This window comes from Kocuria atrinae C3-8 (assembly GCF_000286355.1).
GTDB classification, from domain to species: domain Bacteria; phylum Actinomycetota; class Actinomycetes; order Actinomycetales; family Micrococcaceae; genus Kocuria; species Kocuria atrinae_A.
The window spans coordinates 1-17136 of the sequence record NZ_AJXN01000042.1 but is presented as its reverse complement, the minus strand read 5'-3'; the positions used below and the strand labels follow the sequence as shown (position 1 = coordinate 17136).

16 protein-coding genes and 2 pseudogenes are annotated in these 17136 nt (G+C 59.1%); 14 read left to right on the top strand and 4 right to left on the bottom strand.

Annotated features, from left to right (window positions below):
- A partial coding sequence (locus tag YO9_RS0105585; RefSeq protein WP_317259759.1) for a type IIL restriction-modification enzyme MmeI occupies positions 1-986 on the top strand: 986 nt, incomplete at its 5' end.
- A 96-nt stretch (positions 987-1082) separates the two neighbouring features.
- Here the strand turns inward: YO9_RS0105585 and YO9_RS17110 are convergent.
- Positions 1083-3506 (bottom strand): hypothetical protein, encoded by a 2424-nt coding sequence (locus YO9_RS17110; protein WP_223286166.1) that lies wholly within the window; start codon positions 3504-3506, stop codon positions 1083-1085.
- Positions 3507-4158: 652 nt separating this feature from the next.
- Here YO9_RS17110 and YO9_RS17105 point away from each other — a divergent pair.
- A complete protein-coding gene (locus YO9_RS17105) occupies positions 4159-4704 on the top strand; it encodes a helix-turn-helix domain-containing protein (protein ID WP_223286165.1) in 546 nt (181 codons plus the stop codon).
- Positions 4701-5987: a type II toxin-antitoxin system HipA family toxin gene (locus YO9_RS17100; RefSeq protein ID WP_223286164.1), complete on the top strand. Its 1287-nt coding sequence runs from the start codon at positions 4701-4703 to the stop codon at positions 5985-5987. The genes YO9_RS17105 and YO9_RS17100 overlap by 4 nt, the downstream gene beginning before the upstream one ends.
- 280 nt (positions 5988-6267) lie before the next feature.
- Here YO9_RS17100 and YO9_RS19770 read toward each other — a convergent pair.
- Positions 6268-6498: pseudogene (locus tag YO9_RS19770) on the bottom strand (cation:dicarboxylate symporter family transporter); the annotation flags it as partial.
- 103 nt (positions 6499-6601) lie between these two features.
- Between YO9_RS19770 and YO9_RS0105570 the strand changes: the two are divergent.
- From YO9_RS0105570 to YO9_RS0105540, 9 genes and pseudogenes are all read left to right on the top strand, one after another.
- Positions 6602-7194: pseudogene (locus tag YO9_RS0105570) on the top strand (recombinase family protein).
- Positions 7195-7641: 447 nt separating this feature from the next.
- On the top strand, positions 7642-8526 hold the full coding sequence (locus YO9_RS17090) for a hypothetical protein (protein ID WP_223286163.1): 885 nt from the start codon (positions 7642-7644) through the stop codon (positions 8524-8526).
- Positions 8527-8690: 164 nt separating this feature from the next.
- Positions 8691-9431: an OLD family protein gene (locus tag YO9_RS17085; protein WP_223286162.1), complete on the top strand. Its 741-nt coding sequence runs from the start codon at positions 8691-8693 to the stop codon at positions 9429-9431.
- A gap of 357 nt (positions 9432-9788) precedes the next feature.
- Complete coding sequence (locus YO9_RS0105555) at positions 9789-10550, top strand: phosphotransferase family protein (RefSeq protein WP_223286161.1); 762 nt, start codon at positions 9789-9791, stop codon at positions 10548-10550.
- Entirely contained in the window at positions 10526-10795 is a 270-nt protein-coding gene (locus YO9_RS17080) for a hypothetical protein (protein WP_016996599.1), read from the top strand. The genes YO9_RS0105555 and YO9_RS17080 overlap by 25 nt, the downstream gene beginning before the upstream one ends.
- 23 nt (positions 10796-10818) lie before the next feature.
- Complete coding sequence (locus tag YO9_RS0105550) at positions 10819-11547, top strand: phosphotransferase (protein WP_016996598.1); 729 nt, start codon at positions 10819-10821, stop codon at positions 11545-11547.
- A gap of 118 nt (positions 11548-11665) precedes the next feature.
- Positions 11666-12034, top strand: coding sequence for a hypothetical protein (locus YO9_RS20620; protein ID WP_317259758.1), 369 nt, complete (start codon positions 11666-11668; stop codon positions 12032-12034).
- 202 nt (positions 12035-12236) lie between these two features.
- Positions 12237-12551 carry an SDR family oxidoreductase gene (locus tag YO9_RS17070; RefSeq protein WP_223286160.1) on the top strand — a complete coding sequence of 105 codons (315 nt, stop codon included), beginning with the start codon at positions 12237-12239 and terminating at the stop codon, positions 12549-12551.
- A 51-nt stretch (positions 12552-12602) separates the two neighbouring features.
- Positions 12603-13388 (top strand): alpha/beta fold hydrolase, encoded by a 786-nt coding sequence (locus tag YO9_RS0105540; RefSeq protein WP_223286159.1) that lies wholly within the window; start codon positions 12603-12605, stop codon positions 13386-13388.
- Between the two features lie 89 nt (positions 13389-13477).
- Here the strand turns inward: YO9_RS0105540 and YO9_RS17065 are convergent, their stop codons facing one another.
- Both YO9_RS17065 and YO9_RS17060 read right to left on the bottom strand, forming a co-directional pair.
- Positions 13478-13627: a hypothetical protein gene (locus YO9_RS17065; protein WP_016996597.1), complete on the bottom strand. Its 150-nt coding sequence runs from the start codon at positions 13625-13627 to the stop codon at positions 13478-13480.
- A gap of 201 nt (positions 13628-13828) precedes the next feature.
- Entirely contained in the window at positions 13829-14431 is a 603-nt protein-coding gene (locus tag YO9_RS17060) for an aminoglycoside phosphotransferase/kinase family protein (RefSeq protein WP_223286158.1), read from the bottom strand.
- 128 nt (positions 14432-14559) lie between these two features.
- Here YO9_RS17060 and trpS point away from each other — a divergent pair, with 128 nt between their 5' ends.
- Positions 14560-15600 (top strand): tryptophan--tRNA ligase, encoded by a 1041-nt coding sequence (trpS, locus tag YO9_RS0105530; RefSeq protein WP_016996595.1) that lies wholly within the window; start codon positions 14560-14562, stop codon positions 15598-15600.
- Between the two features lie 654 nt (positions 15601-16254).
- On the top strand, positions 16255-16866 hold the full coding sequence (locus tag YO9_RS0105525; protein ID WP_016996594.1) for a hypothetical protein: 612 nt from the start codon (positions 16255-16257) through the stop codon (positions 16864-16866).
- The last annotated feature ends 270 nt before the right edge of the window (positions 16867-17136 follow it).

Genomic DNA, 17136 nt, shown 5'->3' with positions numbered 1-17136 from the left:
GAACCTCATGCCCCACAACAACTAAACCTGCGGCTCGTCTTTTCTCATACAGCGACCTGCGTGGAGCACCTACAGAGGAGCCAGCGAAGACGATCAACGGCTATCTGGCCGAAGCGCCCAATGTGCTGGTCGATCAACGACGCACACCGCTGTCCCCCGATCTACCCAAGGTCGTCTTCGGCAACATGCCCCGAGATGGCGGGCACCTACTCATCGCCCCCGAGGATCACCCCGAGGTCGTGGCCGATCCCTATGCGGCGAAGTACGTACGTCGCTTCGTCGGAGCCAAGGAGCTGATCCATAGCCAGGACCGCTGGTGTCTCTGGCTCGTTGATCTTGACCCTGCCGACGTCGCGCGGAGTCCGGTGCTCAAGGCCCGGCTGGAGGCTGTGCGAAACTTCCGCGTGGTCAGCAAAGCAGCCTCAACCCGGGCCATGGCCGCCACTCCACACCTGTTCGGCCAGCGATCTCAACCGTCCGTGCAGTACCTGTGCATCCCCCGGCACGTCGGTGAGGACCGCCGCTACTTCACCGTGGCATCCCTGCCCCCGGAGGTGATCGTCGGTGACTCCAACTTCGAGGCCCCGGACCCGGACGGGTACCTTTTCGGGATTCTCTCTTCATCCATGTTCATCACATGGCAGAAGACCGTGGGCGGGCGCCTCAAATCAGATCTTCGCTTTTCCAACACACTCGTGTGGAACAACCTGCCGCTCCCAACCGTCGACGAGACTACTCGGCAGAAGATTATTGATGCGGGTAAGGGCGTTCTGGAGGCTCGGGGGTTGCACCCAGAACGCTCTCTAGCTGAGCACTACAACCGGTTGGCCATGGATCCGCAACTCATTAGACGCCATGACAAGCTTGACGCTGCCGTTGACCGAGCCTTCGGAGCGAAGCGATCCTGCACGGACGAAAAACAACGCCAAGAAATTCTGTTTGCCCGATATGCCGAACTCGAGGCGGGAAAGATCGGTAGTGAGTAGGGGGATTGCATGGACGGGTGCGGGCGGGACTTCAACCACCCCATCAGTAAATGCTTGGCGAAGAGCATATATCATTGTTTACGCCTGAAGAACAATTTAACTCGGGTCACGCACAATCTTGGTGTAACCAGCAACAAATAATGTTACTAACGCCCATGCCGCAAGCCTTAGAATTCCTGCCAGGAATGTGTATAAGATGCCTGCCCAAGTGTCAGTAGGACCGCATGTGTTGCTGGGACTGCGAGGAATTAATGGAATAGTTTCAATGCTGAGCTTCATTAAGTCAATAGCACGACATGGAATATCTGTGATGGGTGAAGGTGACGCGCCTTGTTGAGCCAGCCCTAATGGCCCGATAATGATCGGCGCGGGAATCACTCCCGCAAAAAGTAGATTAGTGAAAGTGGCTATTACAAGGACGCCAATGAGCCAAAAGATGGCCTTCCACGATTGGTAGCCATAACCAACAGTATGCTTGAGAACCCAAAGGCTCCGATTTTGCCAGGCGGATAGCCTTCCGCGGGCCCGCAGGTCATCCCGTTGGGCAATACGGATCGCGCGAGTAAATTGCTCATCACCAGCGGCGTGTGTAATTAGGGAGAGTTGTTGATAAGGTTGTGGAGTAAAATCGACAGTGCCATTTCGAAGAAACGATAGCCACTTCCCGTGGATGTTTACCGCCGATCCCTTGTATCCCATCCCTTCAGTGCTTTGTAGGGCCGTGTAAGTCATTCCAGTAACGTCCCATAACTTTCCCTCTGCTGCCATTTCGAGAGTTAATTCACTGACGTGCAACTCCCCCAATGAAGCTCCCCGAAAAATTATGAGCGCGTTAGACGTTTGCTGTAAATCATCCTTTTTGGTGGAATCAGAAAATAGAAAGGGTGGTTGATGAACGAGAATAACCTTTATCAGATGAATGACTGTTCTGAATTCAACCACCATGTTTTCGGCTCGAAGGAGTGGGCCGTGGGGATTGATTAAGCAAGCATTGTTTAGTACAAGCTGGCCTTTGACTAAGGCCGCTGGCAGACGCACGGCGCCGGCGGTGCCACTTCCCGTTGCAGTAAATCCATTGTCGAGGCGAATATTGGAATGCACGGTAAGATCGTCTGCAGATAAGGCGCAACCAGTATGATTTATTAGTCGGGCGCCACTGAATGTGAGTTCCCCATGGAGGTTGGCACCTCGCATGCGGACCGTGCCGTCTTTGTCGGACCCCTCAGCGATCAGTCCATCGAGCCGCGCGCTCGATCCGACGGTGAGGTAGTCCGCGAATAAGGCAGGACCTCCTGAATTTTTGAGAATAGCCCCCTGTGCTCGAAGCTGCCCGTTAATGGTCGTACCTAGCAGGTAGATGGTCCCAAGATCGGTATCACCTTCAGCAGTGAACCCTTGGTCCAAGTGGAGGTCGGCGCTTATGGTTGAATAATGGGCCCATAAAGCCGGTCCACTTGGATTTTCGAGTCGAGATCGCTGGAAGCTGAGGTGGCCTTTAATGATTGCTCCCGGGATCCGGAGTGTTCCAAGGTTCCCGCTTCCTTTGGCGGTGAAATCGTCGATATATACATCGGTGCCAGCTGTCAAGTTGTCAGCGTTGAAAGCTGGGCCAGCGAGGTTTGTTATGTGAGCGCCACGGAGCACGAATTGTCCGTTGATCGTCGCTCCAAGTAGTCGCACAGTCCCAAGCTCACCCCATCCGCTACATGTGAATCCGTCCGCCAAAGAAGCATCGGATTTGACCACGATTCCGTCGGCTACCAGGGCGGGGCCGTCTGGGTTCGTCAGGTGAGCGCCATTAAGGAAGAGAGTTCCGTTGATGGTGGATTTAGACAGTCTAACGGTGCCCGGAATTCCGCTTCCTTCTGCCGTGAATCCATCGTGGAGTAAAGCATCCAATCCGATTGTTAGTTCGTCAGCCACTAAAGCTGGACCATTAATGCTTATCAATTTGGCGCCACTGAGAATGAGCTGTCCGCCGACAACGGCGCCGGGAATACATACTGCCCCCTGCGGGCCAGTCCCATTTGCAGTGAGTCGAGTAAAATTTGCAGTGCCTGTGATATTTATGCTATTTGCATTCAATGCACAGAAATTGCTATTTTTTAGTTCAAGATCCCTCAGTTCTAGTTGACCAATTTTGAGATCTTCTAGGTGTAAAACCGCTTCATCCCGGGAGGATCTGTCAATCGTCATCTCGATAAGACTCAGCGACGTGAGTTGGGCGTTATGAGCCGTGAGGCCTCCCCCGAGTTCTGATTGAGCAATTTCGAGGGGAATGTCGCTAATAAGGTGATCAAGATCGATCCGCCCCTCGACCCGAGCTCCTCGTATCCTCAGACCCTTAGGGTCAGGTGTCACGTCGGAATAGGCGTTCCGCAATATGTTACGAATAACGGTCGCTCTGATAGTTGGGATCTGATTCCCATCGGCTGTTGGTGGTGTGTAAATGTCGCCGGATTCAAGGGCGTCAAGCAGATCCGTTTCGGCGGGGGTCAAGTCGTCCCGGATGAAGTTCATAACAGAATCATGCATCTAGTAGGGGCCGCTTCCCGCGAGGACACGTGAGTGGGCTGCGGGGTTCGTGTGTTCTACATGAGGTGCCTGTGTGTGGCGGCAATCCCAATGGAAGTTGGATGAAAAGCACGGAATCCTCGTGTGTATGGGGCGGGAAGCAAACCTGGGCATCGGCTGGCCACAGGAGCCTTGTACGTTGGACTACTGCGGCTACAGCGGTAGGTCGGCCGATCGAGACTCTGCCCTTCCTTGCGTTTTGAGTCGCGCGGCTATGCCCCCTTGGGATGCCGAGCCTGTGGGCGTCACGGGATCCGTTGGGATGGCTACGCTGTCCTGCTACCCATGGCTTAGGAGACACGGAGTACACCCTTGCAGATGTCTACGAACCGTCACACCTCGGGTGTGGACAAGCATCCACATATACACGTGTGAATGCTTGTTCACATCGCAGCATGGCCACACCTGCCTCATCCCATCGCACCCAGCCACCCTTACCCCCTGAGTGCCAACCCAACCTTGTGCGATCTTGGGAGAAGTTGAGGAGCCCTTTTGGCTGCAGGAGCATGGAGCCTTCACACCCTATGTGTACGCCCAAGCTCCTCTTCAAAAGTTGACGTTCATTAACATAGACCGTGTGTGATGGTACGTTCACATCATGACGGAAAGATCTATCGCCTCCGCTCGTCAACTGGGAGCTGCCATCCACGACGCACGCCGAGCAGCCGGCCTCACTCAAGCGGAGCTCGCCAAACAGGCGGAAGTGTCCCGTGAGTGGTTGATTGGTATTGAACAAGGTTCGCGCCCTCGTGCGGAACTAGGAAAAATACTGGACGTTCTACGAGTGCTGAAAATGTCAATTCTCCTGCAACCCCTCTCTGAAAAGTTGCCCCCCACATCCAACAACGCCACCCAACCTTTTAGTGAGATGACGCGCCAAGCACTGGAAAATATACGGCCAGCCTTCGATCCCACAGCATTAACCCGTCAAGCACTGAAAGACATGCGGTCCGCCCTTGACCCTGCAACGGCAACCCGCCAAGCACTGGAGAACATACGGCCAGCCTTCGATCCCACAGCATTAACCCGTCAAGCACTGAAAGACATGCGGTCCGCCCTTGACCCTGCAACGGCAACCCGCCAAGCACTAGAAAATATTAGGCATGACGATGAAGATCATACCGAAAAGAAGGGAAATCAATGAAAGAACTGCTTGTTTTGCTTCACCAACAATTGATTGGTGTACTACAACAAAGCAAAGGGGGCGCCCGGACGTTTCAGTATCTAGAAGGCGTACCGATTGCAGGAGAACTCTCCTTGGCTTTACCATACCGGCTAGATGCTTACCCTCCGCGCAAGACAAATCCTTTTATTGAAGGCCTACTGCCAGAGGGGGCAGGAGTGCGTGAGGCCATGGGCCGGCAATTCGAAATATCCCCAACTAATCCCTTTGCCTTACTCGAGCACATCGGTCTCGAGTGTGCCGGTGCCGTGCAGTTCGTCCACCCTGACGAGTTGGACAATGCGTTGTCTGGCGAGGGTGCCCTGACGCCATACACCGAGGTAGAAATCGGTCGGCGGCTACGAGCTTTGGGGGCCCAGCCGCAAGGCTCCTGGGTTGTGACTCGCGAACGGTGGTCACTGGCGGGAGCACAATCGAAATTTGCTTTACGTATGGAAAAGGGCAGGTGGTACGAGGCATCTGGAGCCGAACCTACCACCCACATCATCAAGCCCGGCATTCACGATTTTCAGGACCAAGCACTCAATGAGCATCTTTGTCTGCACACGCTAGATATCGCCGGGTTATCGACCGCTCGTACCCAATACGTTGAATTTGATGGATCCCCGGCTATCGTGATTGAGCGATATGATCGCCATCGCGACGAGTCTGGAATAGTGCGGAGAATCCATCAAGAAGACTTTTGCCAAGCCACTTCCACTCTTCCACATCGAAAATATGAATCAGACAAAGGCCCCAACGCCCTAACTATCATTAAGGTTTTACGTGAGGCGGAAGCCGCAGAAGAAGAAGTTAATCGTTTCGTCGATGGACTAATTGGCAATTATCTGCTTGGTGCCCCTGATGCCCACGCAAAAAATTACTCCGTAATTCTGGCTCCTGGAATCACCGCCCTAGCTCCTTTTTATGATGTGGCCTCTGGATTGCCTTACAGACGTGAGAGTCACGACGAATATAAATATAACGACGATGATGGCTTAAGAGGGGCAGCCATGGCAATCGGAGGACAACGTCGATTTGGAAGAATTTCTCGAAGGCACTGGTTGCGCTTCGCCCAAGAGGCGCGTGTCAATGAAGACTGGTTACTGGAAAGGGTTAAGTCCCTAGCAGAAATTATCCCTGAAGCCCTTGATCATGTGATCCGACAAGAAAAAGAGGCTATTGGCGATAGTGAATTACCGAATCGACTCCTAAATCCCGTTCGTCACTTATGCGAAACCACTCTCACGCAGCTTGAAAATTAACTGTTGATTGAAATTTGCTTTTATAGAAAAACGGCGCAGTCCCCCTAGGTTGTCGATGCAGTAATTATCGATTCCACCAGCACTCAGTGATGTTGGTCCCTTAGGCCTCTAGATCTACTCTCAAGCTGGCTCCCACTACTGACACCTTCTGTAGCCCATGGTCCGGAGAAGGAGTTGGCTGCCTTGTGCGGTGGCTACGCCGTGGCGAAAGTCGCGACCACAGTCGTGACTGCGGGCGCGGGTTGCTGTTCCGCTTGGCCGGCGAAGACTGCGCGCATCTGGCGTGGTCGAGCTGGCCCTCCCATCGGGCGACGACGAAGGGGGCCACACAGTTGTCCAACAGGTGCACCACCACCCGCATGGAGTCCATGAGACGGTCGGCGCACAACAGCAGGGCCACCCCGGCCACCGGGAATAGTCCCAGGGTGGCGGCGGTGGCCGACAGCGCCAGGAAGGACGAGTGTGGAACCCCTGCCATGCCCTTGGAGACGTTTAGTTGCACGAACAGCGAGGGCCAGGGCAGTCCGTGCACGATGACGAAGCCTCCCTCATCCACAGCCGGCCCCCAGCAGCACCGGATACTCAACGTCAGTTGCGAGACAGATGAGGTGGACATGGGGAAGCTGATCGGGTACGCCAGGGTGTCGACACGGCAACAGAATGCGAATCGTCAAGTGTCTGACCTGTTGAATGCCGGCGTGCGGCGCGATGACGTCTATGTGGACAGTGGAGTGTCTGGAGGGCGTGCATCGCGTCCGAAATTTGACAAGGCCGTGGCCGCGCTCGAGGAGGGCGACACGCTGGTGATCACCACGTTGGACCGGTTGGGGCGATCGACGCAGAACATGCTGGCCTTCGCCGAAGCACTAAGGGTCAGAGGTACCGGATTGCGCGTGCTGAACCTGGGTGGGGGAGACGTGGACACCGCCACCCCGATGGGCTCGATGGTCTTTACCGTCATGGCCGCTCTGGCGCAGATGGAGCTGGAGATCAAGCGGGAGCGGATCACCGACTCGGTGGCCAAACGCCGGGCTGCGGGCAAAGACCTCGGCGGGCGCCGTCAGACCTTCACCGACTCCCAGATCCGCAATGCCGTGCGCCTGATCGACGGTGGGGAGCCGGCCACCCAGGTGCTCGGGATCTCGGCATGTCGCGGGCCACCCTCTACCGGCGGATCCGGGAGCTGCCGCAAGCGACGAGCATCTGATCCCGTCGTTGCTTGTGAACATCGTGATGCACATGCCGTACCTCAGTGGGCTTTTCATCGCGCGGGGTAAACGGGCATGACAACGCCTCGCGATTGCTTACCGAGCGAACGGGCGTGCAACGGCCCGGTTGAGGCCGGCTTGTGCTCAGATCGAGGCGACAGATCAAACACCTCGATCAACATCAGAGGCTCTTACTGCGCTGCCGCTCGCATGGAAGTGCTGGTTGCGCTGAGCGAGGGAAACTTCGCGATGCTGACCACGCACGTGCCAGAAAATCCCTTGGCAGGCCCCTTATGCGGCGACGGGACGGTAGGCGCTAGTGCAGTGTTCGCACGTGTGTGACACCTACCATGGCCGAATTCCTGCAATGATAAATTTGTGTTTGTTGCGTAAAAAGTGATTGCACGGAAGCTCACTTTGAGCGCAACCGATAATAAGGAGACGTTTTGACACAGGACTGGGCTGAACGATTTGCGGCTGCTTTCCCGAACTATCAACATTTTATGGGTGGCGATGCAAACTCTTTCGACTTTGCAATCGATCGTATTAATCTAATTGGTGGTCAATCGATTCCGCTGGAGCGCGCTGGTGTAACTGCCATTGTTGGCGCGAATAACGCGGGTAAGTCGACAGTACTCCGTGAAGTTTGGGAAAAACTTTCCCACAGTCCCGGTTATGTCGAACAACCGCGCATCGCTGTGGAGTCACTCGAGTTATATGGCCCTGGAAGTCAAGCAGATGTGATTTCGTGGCTTGGTCAAAACGCAAGTTTTGTAGTTCAGGGTACGGACGCCGGATTCCAAAGATCCCAAATGGGTGTGCAACACCCAGGCGTACTGCTCCAAAGCTGGCAGAACCCACCCGATGAACTGGGCGCGCTTGCGAATTCACTCGTCTTTTATGGCAATGCCCAAGGAAGATTTGGAATTGGTGGCGCCGCCGAGATGCGTGAATCAGCAGGAGATCCACCACAGCACCCGATTCACTATTTACAGGACTCGAAACGTCTCCTCGACGAAGTGAGTGATGTTTCCCGTGATATATTCGGGCCGCCGTTGACTCTTGATGCACTCGGGCGCACCATTCGCCTTCGCGTTGGCGAGATGGACATGGAGCCGCCCCGAATTGACAACATTCCAGCCGAGTATCGTGAGCAAATGGCTAATTTGCGCCCGCTCGATGATCAGGGTGACGGCATGCGAAGTTTGATGGGTCAGTTGCTTCCGATCGTGACTGCTGCGTACAAGGTCGTCATTATTGATGAACCCGAGGCATTTTTGCACCCGCCGCAGGCTCACGCACTCGGCGCGGAACTGGGCGCCTGGCAGTGAAAACGGGTCTTCAGATACTGGTTGCGACACACGATCGAAGCTTCTTGACGGGGCTTCTTAACTCAGGTGTAAACATTTCTGTTGCCCGTCTCACCAGGGGAGACGGGCCGAATAAGGCAAGCCGGCTCGACTCGACACAGCTAAAGGCGCTTTGGACTGACCCCGTGCTCAAATACACCAATGTGTTAGATGGATTATTCCACCGCCTTGTGGTCGTGGCGGAGGCGGAAGGCGACTGTGCCTACCTTTCAGCTGCAATTGACTGTGAGGGACGAGAGGAAGATCCTCTGCCCAGGAATGAAATTTTATTTGTTCCAACCGGTGGAAAAGATGGCATGGCTAAAGTATCTTCCGCACTTAGTGCCGTTGATGTTCCGGTTGTGGCTGCCCCCGATCTCGACATGCTTTCTGACCAAAGAAAGCTTCAGAATTTGGTCAAATCTGTAGGCGGAGTTTGGACCGAAGAGATGGCAAATCTCTGGAAATTGGCAACAGTGGACCTGAATGCACCACGAGAACCTGCCAAAGTCGGCCATGTGCTGGATGCTATCGTATCCGCTCTTGAGGGTAAAAGAAACAATCAGTTTTCGGCTGGGGATAAAGAACTTGTGCTCGCTCAACTCCGCACTCAGGGCTCACCGTGGGCGTCCGTGAAGGACCATGGTATGTCGGCATTCAAAGGCTCTGCTCGTAGGGCAGCAAGTACTCTCCTCACCTTGTTGGATGAGGCAGGTGTTGTTCTAGTTGAGGAGGGAGAGCTGGAGCGTCTTGCGCCTGAGATCGGGGTGCGAAAAGGCCCTGGGTGGTTACAGGTTGCACTATCGGAAGGGGAGCAATGCAATCAGATGACTCAATCCCATATCGACCGTATCCTGCGAGCTGGAGGTTCAAAGATCGGTCATTAACTAATTGTGTCGATATAAGCACGGCGTTGAGTAATCCAATGCAGTGAGCCCACGTTTCTGACCCAATCCGCAAGAGTTCGCGTGATTCGTTAACTGCATATTTTACTCGGAACTATCATGTCCATTGAAGGGTCGGTAACTGTGTATGTCGCACAAAGGCCTCTAATTGGGGTCGCTTAAGAACGTACACCACATAGCCAGCGGCTTGTGGGACTGCCCTGAGTTCCCCGACTCCTTGGCCTGCCGCGTTGCAGCAAGGGTTCCTCAATGCCGCAGAGCTGTAACAGCGGTTCTCCGGCCAGGCGAGGTGGCGGGCAGACTGTGCTTATGAGTCTCTCCCGTCCTGAGCATCCGTCCATGGCTGATCGACTGACTCGTCTGGCCGGTCAGGCCCCGGCCGCGGTCGGCCTGGGCTCGTCACCCGGAGACGGTGACGAGGTGCGTCTGCTGGGGCAGGGGGAGAGCTTCGCGGCGTGGTTGCTGGAGGCCGGCGGGCAACGGGTGGTGGTGCGGATCGCCCGGCGTCCGGTGGAGGAGCTGCCGCGGCCGATGCGGGAGGAGTTCCACGGACTCGGCCTGGTCCTGGCCGGTATCGGACCGCAGGCGCTGGTGCTCGAGGAGTCGGCGGACAACCCGTTGGGCGCCCCGTACATGGTGGTCACCTTCGTGCCCGGCCGTGTCCTCCCACCGGGGGAGTGGACCCCGGCCCTGATCCGGGCCCACGTCCAGCAGATGGCTCGCCTGCATGCCCAGCGCTTCGAGCGCTGCGGAGACCTCACCGCCGAGACGGGAGAGCGCCGGGCGAAGGTGGACATCGACGGACAGTTCACTGCCGGGCTGGACTGGTGGGCGGACAACCACCCGGCCGTGCTGGCCGAGCCCGACGTGACACGACTGGCGCGGGAAGTGGGGGCGTATCTGCGCGGCGCACAGAAGACCTTTGACCGGTTGGAGTCCTTCGCTGTGATCCACGGGGATCTGTTGCTGCCCAACATCCTCGTCGACGGGGACACCGGGGTGCGCTACATCGATTGGGAGTGGTCGGAGATCGGGACCCCGCCCAGGACCTCGCCTATCTCGGCGGGCAGATCACCGTGGACCCGTGGCACCTGCCCATGACCCGGGCCCAGACCCGGGACCTGGTCGAGGCCTACCTGGCGGCCAGCGAGCACCGGGCGGCCACGGGCACCGTCGACGAGGTGCTGGTCCGCCGTGACGCCTGGGAGATCTACGAACGGTTCCTCACGTCCCTGCACCACCGCAGCCTCCTGGCTGGCCGCCCCGACCTGACCGAACAGGAGCGGAACATGTACACCAATGCGGTTACCCACGTCACCCGGGAGTTGGGTCGCCGGCTCGGCTGAGGCCCTCCGGATAGGGTCGTGCCATGGAAGAGGAGATGTTGACCGGCGGCAACTCCACCACCGTCGTGCGGGTCGACGACACTGTCCGTCGCACTGTCGGGCCCTGGACCACGGCGGTGCACCAGTTACTGGTCCGGTTGCGGGCGGAAGGGGTCACCGAGGTTCCGGAGTCTCGCGGGGTGGACGAGGACGGTCGGGAGGTCCTGTCCTACATCGTCGGGGTGGTGCCCGGTTATCCGTTGTCCGAGTGGGTGTGGGCGGATACGGTCCTGGTGGCGGCAGCGCAGCTGATGCGCCGGATCCACGACGCGTCCACCGCGCTGGTAGGGGAGGACCTGGTCTGGCAGCTGCCCACCCACCACCCGGTTGAGGTGATCTGCCACAACGACTTTGCCCCGTACAACCTGGTGTTCCGCAACGGTCGGCTGCGCGGGGTGATCGACTTCGACACGGCCTCCCCGGGCCCCAGGATCTGGGACCTCGCCTACCTGGCCTACCGGTTGGTGCCTCTGACCGATGACGCGCACGACGGCGGCCCGCCCACACCCGAGCGTGCGGGTCGCCTCCGGTTGCTGATCGACTCCTACGAAATGCCCTACGAGCCCGCAGAGTTGCTGGCCGCGGTGGCGGCACGTCTGGAGGAACTCGCGGCGTTCACCGACGCACGAGCCGCCGAGACCGGCCGGGACGACTTCGCCGAGCACGCCGCGATGTACCGCCGCGATCGTGACCGGGTGCTGGCCACCGGTTGACACTCACCTGGGTGACGCACCGCCCGCAGCGGTGGTCACTGATAGGTTCCCCACCATGAAGACGGTGTGAGCGCCTGCCTGTGAACGACGAATCCTCGAGTACGTCAGGAGCACCACCATGGCTCACGCTTCTTCCACACGCCCGCTGCGGGGCAGAACCGCTCTGGTCACCGGGGTTTCCCGCCGCCGCGGCATCGGTTACGCGGTGGCCGTTGAGCTCGCCTCCCTGGGGGCCAGTGTGTTCTTCCACCACTACAGCCCCCATGACGCGGACCAGCCCTGGGGCGATGACGACCTCGATGCGGTACGCGCCGGCATCCGGGCCGCTCTGCACGATGGTGCCCTCGCCGGCGACGTCTCCGCGGACTTGAGGGACCCGGACACCGCTGAAAACCTCGTCGAGCAGGCCCACGCCCTGACCGGGCGCTGGACATCCTCGTCTGCAACCACGCCCGCAGCGGCGGCGACGGGTCCATCCTGGACATGACCGCCGAGACCCTGGACGCCTTCTGGGACACCAACACCCGCTCCACCCTGCTGCTGACCCGGCACTTCGTCCACCGCCACGCCGCCACGACTGCTCGATCCGCCTCAGCGCGGCCCGGCGACCGCATCGAAAAAGCCGGGCCCGTCGATGAACGGACGGCCGGCCGGGTGTTCTGGATGACCTCGGGCCAGGGCGAGGGCCGATGCGCGGTGAGGTCGCCTACGCCACCAGCAAGGCCGCTCTGGCAGAGGTAACACCCACGGTGGCCGCGGAACTGCTCGAGCTCGGAATCGTGTTGAACACCATCAACCCCGGCCCGGTCAACACCGGCTACCTCGACCCCGGAACCACCGACCGCTCCCTGGAAGAGATCGAGGCATGGCGACAGGCCACCCCCTTCGGCCGCTGGGGGCACCCGAGAGATCCCGCGCGGCTGATCGGGTGGCTGGCCACCGACCAGGGAGTGTGGGTCGCCGGTCAGGTCATCACCACCGACGGAGGCATGAGCCTGACCTGAGCCCATGGCCATGCCCTGTCTTGCACCGGTTCCTGATGGAGGATCAAGGCTATGAAGTTCTCGCGGGAGACGGTGGGACAGTCGGGGACGCGGATCAGTTATCTGGACACCGGCGGCAACGCCCCGGTGGTGGTGTTCCTGCACGGGCTGGCCGGCAGCGCGCAGGAGTTCATTCCCTCGGCCGAAGCGCTGTGGCCCGAGTACCGGTGTGTGCTGGTGGATCAGCGTGGGCACGGACACAGCACCCGCGTGCCGTCGGACATGGGCCGGCAGGCTTTCGTCGACGACGTCGCAGCGGTGATCGATGTGGTCGCCTCGAGTCATCCCGTGGTGCTGGTGGGTCAGTCCATGGGAGCGCACACTGCGTTGCTCACCGCCGCTGCACACCCTCAGCGGGTGGCCGGTCTGGTGCTGCTGGAAGCCGACGTGCACGGCGGGGACCTGGAGGAGGCAGGGGCTTTGGGTGCATTCTTCCGCTCGTGGCCCACGCCCTTCGGATCAATGGCCGATGCCACCGAATTTCTCGGTGACAGTGCCTTGGCCCGGGCCTGGGTGGCGGATCTTCAACACACTGGCGACGGGTTTCGTCCTCGGTTCGACGCGGCGGTCATGCAAGCCGTCCTCGAGGCCGTGCACGTTCCGCGCTGGGAGGAGTGGAAGGCGGTGACGGCCCCGACCACGGTGGTCTTCGCCGCGGACTCGATGTTCACCCCCGCACGGAAGGACGCGCTCATCGCTGCCGCCCAGGAACTTGGCGGATCGATCTGCCCCGTGGGACCCATGATGCTCATCTGGACGCCTCCGAAGAGTGGATCACCGTATTGCGCGAGGCCCTGAGGGGCATGTCCTGACCGGGACGCCAACGCGTCGGGGTCGTACTCAGCGTCCGTGCGTGGCCGAATACCGGGTCGCTTCGATGGTTGCCTCTACTGGTGGGTGGTTGCGGTGCCGGCCAGGCGTTCTACCGTGGCTGTCGCTCGGGTGAAGCGTTGGAGTTCATCGTCCGGGATCCGCCCACCGATGCCGACGAGCTCTGCGGATGCGACGAGTCGGAAGATCAGGGCGCGGACCATCATTTGAATCCACTGTTCTTCGGGGCGGCCAATGGCGGCGGCGGGACGTCGCCGGGGTAGTAGAGGAGACCGTCGGCGGCGACGATGGCCTCGGCGTAGGCTGTCGGGCGCAGTAGGGGGAGAAGTCGATAATCACTGGGTCGTGGTTCTCGGCGAAGAGCGCGTTGCCGGTCAGATCCCCATGAATCAGCTGGGACGGCATCTCTACCGGCGCCGTAGGCCGAGAAGCCCGTTGTAGACCGTGCGCGCTTCGGGGGCGACGTCGATGGTTTGCTCTGCCCAGGCGACACGGTCGGCCACCGCCCAGGGGTTCGAGCGGCGGGCGAGGAAATCGGGACGCGGCATTTGGGCCAGGGCTCTGTGGAACGCCCGGGCGGCGATGATCAGTGGCTCCCACCGGCCCTGTGGCCCTGTTGTTCCTTCAACCAGTCCGGTAGCCGTCCATCCGTGAGCGACATAGGCGCCGGTGCCGGCGCGCAACGGCGCTGGCACATCGAAGCCAGGCTCCTGGGCAAGACCGTCCATGAGCGCGGACGCCCACTGTGCCTCGATCGGGTCTTCCGTCGGTTTGAGCACCACTGCACCGACCCGAAAAGCTCGCCCCTGTCCGCCGGGCACAGGGTGGACTCTGTCGGTGAGCCCGAACGCTTCAAGCACTTCAGGAGGCGGAGACGGCGGGGGAGCGTGCATGTCGGCCATGTTATCCAGGACAGCGCAGTTCTGGCCCGTACCGGGAGTGCCCTGGCCGTGCGGGGTGGGCTCGGCGGAGAGTCTGGGGCTGCTGCCGGGTGGGTAGAGTGGGGGCATGATGCTCAACCGTCTGGCGTGGTGGTGGCTGCGATAGCAGCCGGTTGACGCATGTTCACGGGTTGCACAGCAGCCCGTGCCACTTCGGCGGTCTTGTGTGCAGCTTCCGACCTTCGAGGAGTACGCACATGGAGTCATTCGCCGCCGCCGAGCAGCGCTCGGCCGAACTGACCCGGGCCATCGGCCGGGCCCCGGAGGCATTCCGGGTCCTCACCGGGGAACGCCCGACTGGGGCCTTGCACCTGGGCCATTACTTCGGCAGCATCGTCGAACGCCTCCGTCTGCAACAGGCGGGGGTGGAGATCTTCTTGGTGTTGGCTGACTACCAGGTAATCACCGACCGTGACACCACCGCCCGCGTGCAGGAGAACGTGCACAGCGCGGTGCTGGACTACCTGGCCGCGGGCCTGGACCCGCAGCGGACGACGATCTTCGCCCACTCTGCCGTGCCGGCGCTGAACCAGCTGCTTCTGCCGTTCCTGAGCCTGGTCACCGAGGCCGAGCTGCACCGCAACCCCACCGTCAAGGCCGAAGCAGCCGCCTCCGGCCGGGCGCTGAGCGGGCTGCTGTTGACCTATCCGGTGCACCGGGCCGCGGACATCCTCTTCTGCAAGGGCAATTTGGTGCCGGTGGGCAAGGACAACCTGCCCCATGTGGAGATCACCCGCGTCATCGCCCGCCGCTTCAACGACCGCTACGGGCACGCCTTCCCCGTTCCCGAGGCCCTGCTCACCGCCACCCCGGAAGTGCCGGGGCTGGACGGGCGGAAGATGTCCAAGAGCTACGGCAACGCCATCGCCCTGTCGATGACCGCCGATGAGACCGCAGCGGTGATCCGCCGCACCGTCACGGACTCCGAGCGTCGGATCACCTTCGCCCCGGACACCCGCCCCGGGGTCTCAGCCCTCCTTTCAACGGCCGCCCTGTGCTTGGACACCACCCCGCAGGCGCTAGCCGAGCAGATCGGTGACGCCGGCAGCGGACGCCTCAAACAGGTGACCACCGAGGCGGTCAACGAGTTCCTCGCCGGCCACCGGCAACGGCGGCAACAGCTAGCCCAGGACCCCGAGGTCGCCCTACGGGTATTGAAGCGAGGGAACGACCGCGCCAACGAGATCGCCAACAACACGCTAGACGAGGTCAGGAAGGCCATGGGAACCGTCTACTAGAACGCCGACACGGAGTGATTGCCATAAACCAGGCTTGAAGCGCGATCAGATGAAATCTGATCGCGCTTCAGCTCCCTTCCGCTTTACATATGGCCGGCTACCGGACACTTCGTGGCTGACTCGAGGCAACTTATGGCCGTCGACATCAGCACCGTTACCTTGCATAAGATCGGTGCTACGACCAGAGGTCCAAGGGCCCGCTGGCGCAGCAGGAAGCTACTCGTCCTACTTCAACACTTCTTCCTACCATGTGACCCACGGGAGTTGTTGCATTTGTTCGAACTCCTGTCGGGCCGATTTCACTGCGGTTCCGCGGCGTACTACGGCCGGCCGGACTGCGCACCGGGGTATTGCGGCACCATTATCGCCGGCGCGCCTATGCTCGCCCCTCGAGCGAGGAAGCCGGTAAAAAACCTCGCTGTGGCGGGCAGATGTCTTGGTCGCTTACTCATCCTGTTCGAGATTTTTGCGCCATGCCGCCTGAGCACTGCTCCTGTCCGCACCTATGCTCGACGCCTCATCCCGGCGAGAAACTCCCAATAACGATCCTAAATTTAGCGAAAATAGCCTGTGTGGAGAATGTATATGAGTTTCTGTATGAACGGGCGAGGTATATGAGTATCAGTTCTGGCCAAGTCGTGATTAAATGTGCCCATGGACTTTACAGAGGTACTTCCCGAAATCATTGGCAGCTCGGCTGGTGGATTTTTCGCTATAGTCGCCGTATTGGTGGCCCATAGAATGGGCTCCAAGCAGGTCGAGATGAATTGGATGCGAGATAAGACTTTAGAAAGCTATTTGGAATTTCACAGAGAAATGAGTGATTTCCTTCGGCATGCACAAGATCTGAGGCGGTCTATTGAGTCAAACTTGAGCGTAGGGCCAGCGGCGCGCGGGGAGGTGCTGGTTAAATGTAACGATCTTCGTATTATTAGCGACAGGTCGAGGGATGCGTTGGAACGCGTCTTGATTACTTCGGACGACGAATTCTTCCTCCATATCGAGGATGACTTAACTAGTTACAGGGAAGGCATTGTTAAAATTTGTGAAGATTGGGCAAGAGATGAATCTTGTTCCATCCTGTGGGATGAAACTCCCATGCAAGACGGGATGGCGCTCGATGAACTTTTTGAACGCCACGATGATGCTCTTGTGGAACACGCAATTCGCGTTTCTGTATACTTTCGAAAATATTATTACCCGAAGTTAGATTTGGTGAAGCCGCTGCGTAGATATTCAAAAAGAGCATTTCATCCTGGCGAGTAATTCATTAATCCACAATCCGGAAGTGTCTGCTCGTGCAATGGAAATCCCTGAGTCACGTCATCCTCTCACCGATCGAATGTCGGGGCCATCGTCGCCGCCGCACTGGTGCCCACCACCCTCAAGCGTGGCATCCGGTGAGAAAACCTCATCATCCCGAGAACCCGCACAATGCCCTGTCCGATCACGACCTTCGTGACAGCCCCGAACTCCTTCTAGGGATCGCGAAGGTGCTCCCAAGCCCGCTCCCTAACCTGATCTAGGTGTAAGAGG

What these genes read in the sequence shown, in the direction of transcription:
- YO9_RS17110 (WP_223286166.1), bottom strand. Translation starts at nt 3,506, where the DNA reads ATGAACTTCATCCGGGACGACTTGACCCCCGCCGAAACGGATCTGCTT.
- YO9_RS17105 (WP_223286165.1), top strand. Translation starts at nt 4,159, where the DNA reads ATGACGGAAAGATCTATCGCCTCCGCTCGTCAACTGGGAGCTGCCATC.
- YO9_RS17100 (WP_223286164.1), top strand. Translation starts at nt 4,701, where the DNA reads ATGAAAGAACTGCTTGTTTTGCTTCACCAACAATTGATTGGTGTACTA.
- YO9_RS0105555 (WP_223286161.1), top strand. Translation starts at nt 9,789, where the DNA reads ATGGCTGATCGACTGACTCGTCTGGCCGGTCAGGCCCCGGCCGCGGTC.
- YO9_RS0105550 (WP_016996598.1), top strand. Translation starts at nt 10,819, where the DNA reads ATGGAAGAGGAGATGTTGACCGGCGGCAACTCCACCACCGTCGTGCGG.
- YO9_RS20620 (WP_317259758.1), top strand. Translation starts at nt 11,666, where the DNA reads ATGGCTCACGCTTCTTCCACACGCCCGCTGCGGGGCAGAACCGCTCTG.
- YO9_RS17070 (WP_223286160.1), top strand. Translation starts at nt 12,237, where the DNA reads ATGCGCGGTGAGGTCGCCTACGCCACCAGCAAGGCCGCTCTGGCAGAG.
- YO9_RS0105540 (WP_223286159.1), top strand. Translation starts at nt 12,603, where the DNA reads ATGAAGTTCTCGCGGGAGACGGTGGGACAGTCGGGGACGCGGATCAGT.
- YO9_RS17065 (WP_016996597.1), bottom strand. Translation starts at nt 13,627, where the DNA reads ATGATGGTCCGCGCCCTGATCTTCCGACTCGTCGCATCCGCAGAGCTC.
- YO9_RS17060 (WP_223286158.1), bottom strand. Translation starts at nt 14,431, where the DNA reads ATGCCCCCACTCTACCCACCCGGCAGCAGCCCCAGACTCTCCGCCGAG.
- trpS (WP_016996595.1), top strand. Translation starts at nt 14,560, where the DNA reads ATGGAGTCATTCGCCGCCGCCGAGCAGCGCTCGGCCGAACTGACCCGG.
- YO9_RS0105525 (WP_016996594.1), top strand. Translation starts at nt 16,255, where the DNA reads ATGGACTTTACAGAGGTACTTCCCGAAATCATTGGCAGCTCGGCTGGT.